Source organism: Methanosarcinales archaeon, from assembly GCA_014859725.1.
In the GTDB taxonomy this organism is placed as follows: domain Archaea; phylum Halobacteriota; class Methanosarcinia; order Methanosarcinales; family Methanocomedenaceae; genus Kmv04.
Map to the genome: position 1 here is coordinate 1 of JACUTQ010000189.1, position 3844 is coordinate 3844.

Genomic DNA, 3844 nt, shown 5'->3' on the forward strand with positions numbered 1-3844 from the left:
TATAAAGGGTTCCGACCACCAGCGACAGAATGCCCCAGCTGGGCTGTACATAGGAGGTGGGATTCCAATCTGTAGTGAAAAAGAATTCAAAGGGGGAGATGTGGACAAATGCCTGCAGCCCGATGATTGCAAGAAATATAAATATGCCCAGGACTAAAACTATGGTGGATATGCCGTTTATTGCAAAAAACCATGCAATAAGCCTTTCTTTTAATTTTTTCCGGGAAAGTACAGCACCTTTCATGATTATTAGACCCCCACCCATGGAGATATTATTACCAGCTATGTGCTGCATTTTAGAAAAATATTGGGGTGTCACCCTCTATGGCTGAAATTTTTTCCTGGTTCTGTGCTCTGTCAGCCTTATTTATCGGATAGAATCCGGCACGTCGTACGATATTCTGTCCTGTTTCGCTTAGTTCGAACCTGATAAAGGCATACAACATGCTGTCCTTATCAGGTTTGCCGCTGGTGTACTGGTACAGGGGTCTGGTTATGGGGTACAGGTCGTTCTCGATATTAGCCTCATCCAGCGGGGAAATATATTCTGACAAAGTGTCCCTGGCCACATTAATGACATTTATTTTATCAGTAACATACCCTATGCCTACATATCCTATGCCTGTGGGATCAGCAGTAACTGCATCTGCAATTGCCTTGTTACCTTCCATATTGCGCATTTTGGGTGAATAGTCATTTTTCCGGGTCTGCTGCCAGTTGACCACGTGCTCAAGGAAGAATTCGTAGGTGCCTGAGGTGCTCTGCCTGCCATACAGTGTAATCTCCTGATCGGCACCACCAATCTGGTTCCAGTTGGCGATATCACCTCTGTAGATGGCACCTACCTGGTCCTGTGTGAGGTTTTTGAGCTGATTGTCCGGATTCACGATCACGGCCAGTCCGTCCCTGGCAATGATGAATTCCCAGGGCTCAATACCCTTCTTCCTGGCAATCTCGATTTCTCTGGCCGTTATTTGGCGGGATGAGATGGCAATATCGACCTCACCGTTTATCAGGGCAGCGATACCTGTTCCTGAACCACCGCCAGTTACGATTACATCAGCTTCCGGGTCATTTTCCATATAGGTTTGGGCCATATCTGCAACCAGCTGGACAAGAGTATCTGAGCCTTTGATATCCAGCGATTCACCGGGCGGCTGGCCTGTGCATCCAGAAGTAATGGAAGTTACCAATATAAGTGTCAGGATCTGGAAATATTTATTCATGCAATCTCACCCTTTTGATGCATTATTATATGGTAGTTATATCCTCTTTTTCCATGTTATAAACACTTTGTTAGACCAAAAGCTGGCACAAAGTGTTCAGGATATATGTAAAAGATATTGAGGCATTGAAGATATCCCACTTACCATCCCCCTGCCTGTCATAATCTCTGATGAAATCCCGTAAATTGGCTAATGTGCCGGCACAGGATAGCAGCCTCATATCCCAACCTGTATTTTTGATAAAGTCGATGGTATGTCTCTTGCGCTCGGGCCAAGTCTTGCTTTTGCCCCCTTTGGCATTTATCAGTTATTCAGGCTCTGAAGTCACATCATGCACTTATTTTGAATTTGATATGGATGATTTGACGTCATTTCCACTCATACTATATACTATAAGTACTATAGTTATTATAGTAATAACATACTATGAGTGCTACAACCACAATTCAAATAAAGACAAACACTCGTGACTCCTTACGTGAAATTGGACATATGGGCGATGACTATAACACGGTCATTGAAAATCTGATTATTGAACACAATCGTAATAGCCTTGTAGAACACGGCAAACAAGTTGTTGAAAAGCGCAAAAATGAATTTGTCAATATAGATGACCTTTGATGTACTGGTTCTTCCAGACCTTTTTAAGAACCTCCCACCTACTTTTATGGATAACATTAAGGTAGCAATTAAAGAGTTGGATGACCCTTTCCCAGGCACTGGAAAAGGTGAGAAAAAGGAGATTAAAGGTGCCAATGATGTTGTATATCGTTTAAGAGTAGGACGTTTTCGTATATTCTATCAAATAGATAAGGAAAAACGCATCGTTTACGTATTTGACATTCTTACAGCAGAACAGGCACATAAAAAATATGGCCGGTTGTGACTTCAATTCAATGATTCAATTTCACGTTTTTCTTTAACATTGTGGGGCAACATCACTATAAATGGATATTTTTTCAAACATAGAAATCACAATGCCTGAATTAATAGACAGGCCTACACGATGTCGGAGAGATCATTATTTATCCCATGTCTGAGTTTATCAGTTCTTCCTGCTCGGTTGCAACAGCTACCAGGGTCGCCACCTCATCACCGAACGCATCTCTGATATTTAAAGTAAGGAACGTACTCAGACTTTAGTGCAGGAGGTGGGCTGGGAGTATGATACGAAAACGAGGCGGCGGGAGTTATCTAAAATTAGCAACGAACTCGTGCGAACTAATACGAACACTTTGCTGCATAGCATTGCATTTAAATTATATTTTTACAGCCATATGGATACCCCACCGGCACAACAACAGATTCAATGATTCCCACACCATCTTACCATCGGTCTGCGCCTGCACCACCCCGGCTTCCAGTTCATTGCTGAAGGTCATGAGCTGTCTCTATGGATCCCCTGTGATCCATTGAACCAACATCTTCTTCCCCTCAACCTTATTCTTAAACTTCACATCCGGGTATCCCATCTGCACCCAGAATGTGCTCATGCTTTTTCAAACCCAACTTTTTTCTTGCCGTTCTATTTATGTCAAGCATGACCTTCCCGCCTCCCCACAGGCAGGTCCCGATCCCTTTCACCTGTGCATACAGGATCATTTTGTACAAAGCATATTGTGCACTCTCCACGGACAGGGCTATCCTCCGATCGCCAACAATAAACACAACAGCCACCGGCAGGACGTACCCCCGTTCAAGGTTGTTTTCGACCTTGACCCTGTCCTTTGGGTCCAGTGCTGGCGTGAGCTTCCGGATGAGATGGAACACGATCTTTCGTTTGAAGACCAGAGCCGATATCTGCTGCACAAAACGCATGCTGATCCTAGCCAATTCTGATCTCTTTGTCATCGACCATGGCTGACTTTATACCGGCACATACCGGGAAAGTCAGACAGTTTCGGGCCCCATTTTATGATACAACTTTGTAATTATCATATCGTGACAGGGTAATATTATGGTGTTCATCCAGTATAATGTCTTGATTATTGAAAGTCAAACGCATGGCTAAAGCCCATCCATACGTGCTATAAAATGAAATCTGCACGATCGTGGCTTGTGGGATCAAGATCGGTGGCATATTCTCTGAAAAAGGCCTGTATGTTTGGTTATCGAAAATCACTAAACCGGTCTCATCGTTCCGGGAATCAATTGATTTTTTGAAAAGTTCTTTTCCGGTACCATCAATCACATACATTTGGGTTTCCCGGTATTTTCCTTCCCTTGTTATGTTGTAGTTGCGATCAGCATAGGAATGATCAGTGTGAAATACGGTCAGATCCTGTCCAGGTATGACTTTCACGGCATAGGCAATTTCGATATATGGTATATTCCCGCGTTTTTCTTCAGGCAATGCCATTTCATCATGTTTTTTGTAAGATTCAAATACCGTTTTGTTCACCCAGTTAGCCCAGACAAAGGAATACCCAGGTTCGGGAGGATCGTATGTGTAACCTCCCCACCTATCACTATCATAGGGAGGCATGTCAAATGCAATGGAGTAATCAAACTGTTCTGCTGCGGTAAGGGCTTCAAGACTCATTTCAAAGGACGTGGAAGGTATGGGTGTTGTATTGTACCTCAGGGAAAATGACCTGTTCAATAATGTGGTGTAATTA

At 43.3% G+C, this 3844-nt stretch carries 6 protein-coding genes; 2 read left to right on the forward strand and 4 right to left on the reverse strand.

What is annotated here, in order from left to right; all coding sequences use genetic code 11:
* Window positions 1-295 (reverse strand): hypothetical protein (locus IBX40_11765; GenBank protein ID MBE0524989.1); only part of this gene is annotated, 295 nt, incomplete at its 3' end.
* Window position 296: 1 nt separating this feature from the next.
* Entirely contained in the window at window positions 297-1226 is a 930-nt protein-coding gene (locus tag IBX40_11770; protein MBE0524990.1) for a PstS family phosphate ABC transporter substrate-binding protein, read from the reverse strand.
* A gap of 426 nt (window positions 1227-1652) precedes the next feature.
* On the opposite strand from IBX40_11770, the gene IBX40_11775 reads away from it, so the two are divergent.
* Both IBX40_11775 and IBX40_11780 read left to right on the forward strand, forming a co-directional pair.
* Entirely contained in the window at window positions 1653-1847 is a 195-nt protein-coding gene (locus IBX40_11775; protein ID MBE0524991.1) for a hypothetical protein, read from the forward strand.
* Window positions 1837-2112, forward strand: coding sequence for a type II toxin-antitoxin system RelE/ParE family toxin (locus IBX40_11780; GenBank protein ID MBE0524992.1), 276 nt, complete (start codon window positions 1837-1839; stop codon window positions 2110-2112). The genes IBX40_11775 and IBX40_11780 overlap by 11 nt, the downstream gene beginning before the upstream one ends.
* A 560-nt stretch (window positions 2113-2672) precedes the next feature.
* Here IBX40_11780 and IBX40_11785 read toward each other — a convergent pair.
* Window positions 2673-3059 (reverse strand): hypothetical protein, encoded by a 387-nt coding sequence (locus tag IBX40_11785; protein ID MBE0524993.1) that lies wholly within the window; start codon window positions 3057-3059, stop codon window positions 2673-2675.
* A 79-nt stretch (window positions 3060-3138) separates the two neighbouring features.
* Window positions 3139-3844, reverse strand: a 706-nt coding sequence (locus tag IBX40_11790) for a hypothetical protein (protein MBE0524994.1), incomplete at its 5' end; no start/stop codon positions are given.

Excerpts from the sequence above, each read along its gene's own strand:
- IBX40_11770 (MBE0524990.1), bottom strand. The coding sequence starts at position 1,226 with ATGAATAAATATTTCCAGATCCTGACACTTATATTGGTAACTTCCATT.
- IBX40_11780 (MBE0524992.1), top strand. The coding sequence starts at position 1,837 with ATGACCTTTGATGTACTGGTTCTTCCAGACCTTTTTAAGAACCTCCCA.
- IBX40_11775 (MBE0524991.1), top strand. The coding sequence starts at position 1,653 with ATGAGTGCTACAACCACAATTCAAATAAAGACAAACACTCGTGACTCC.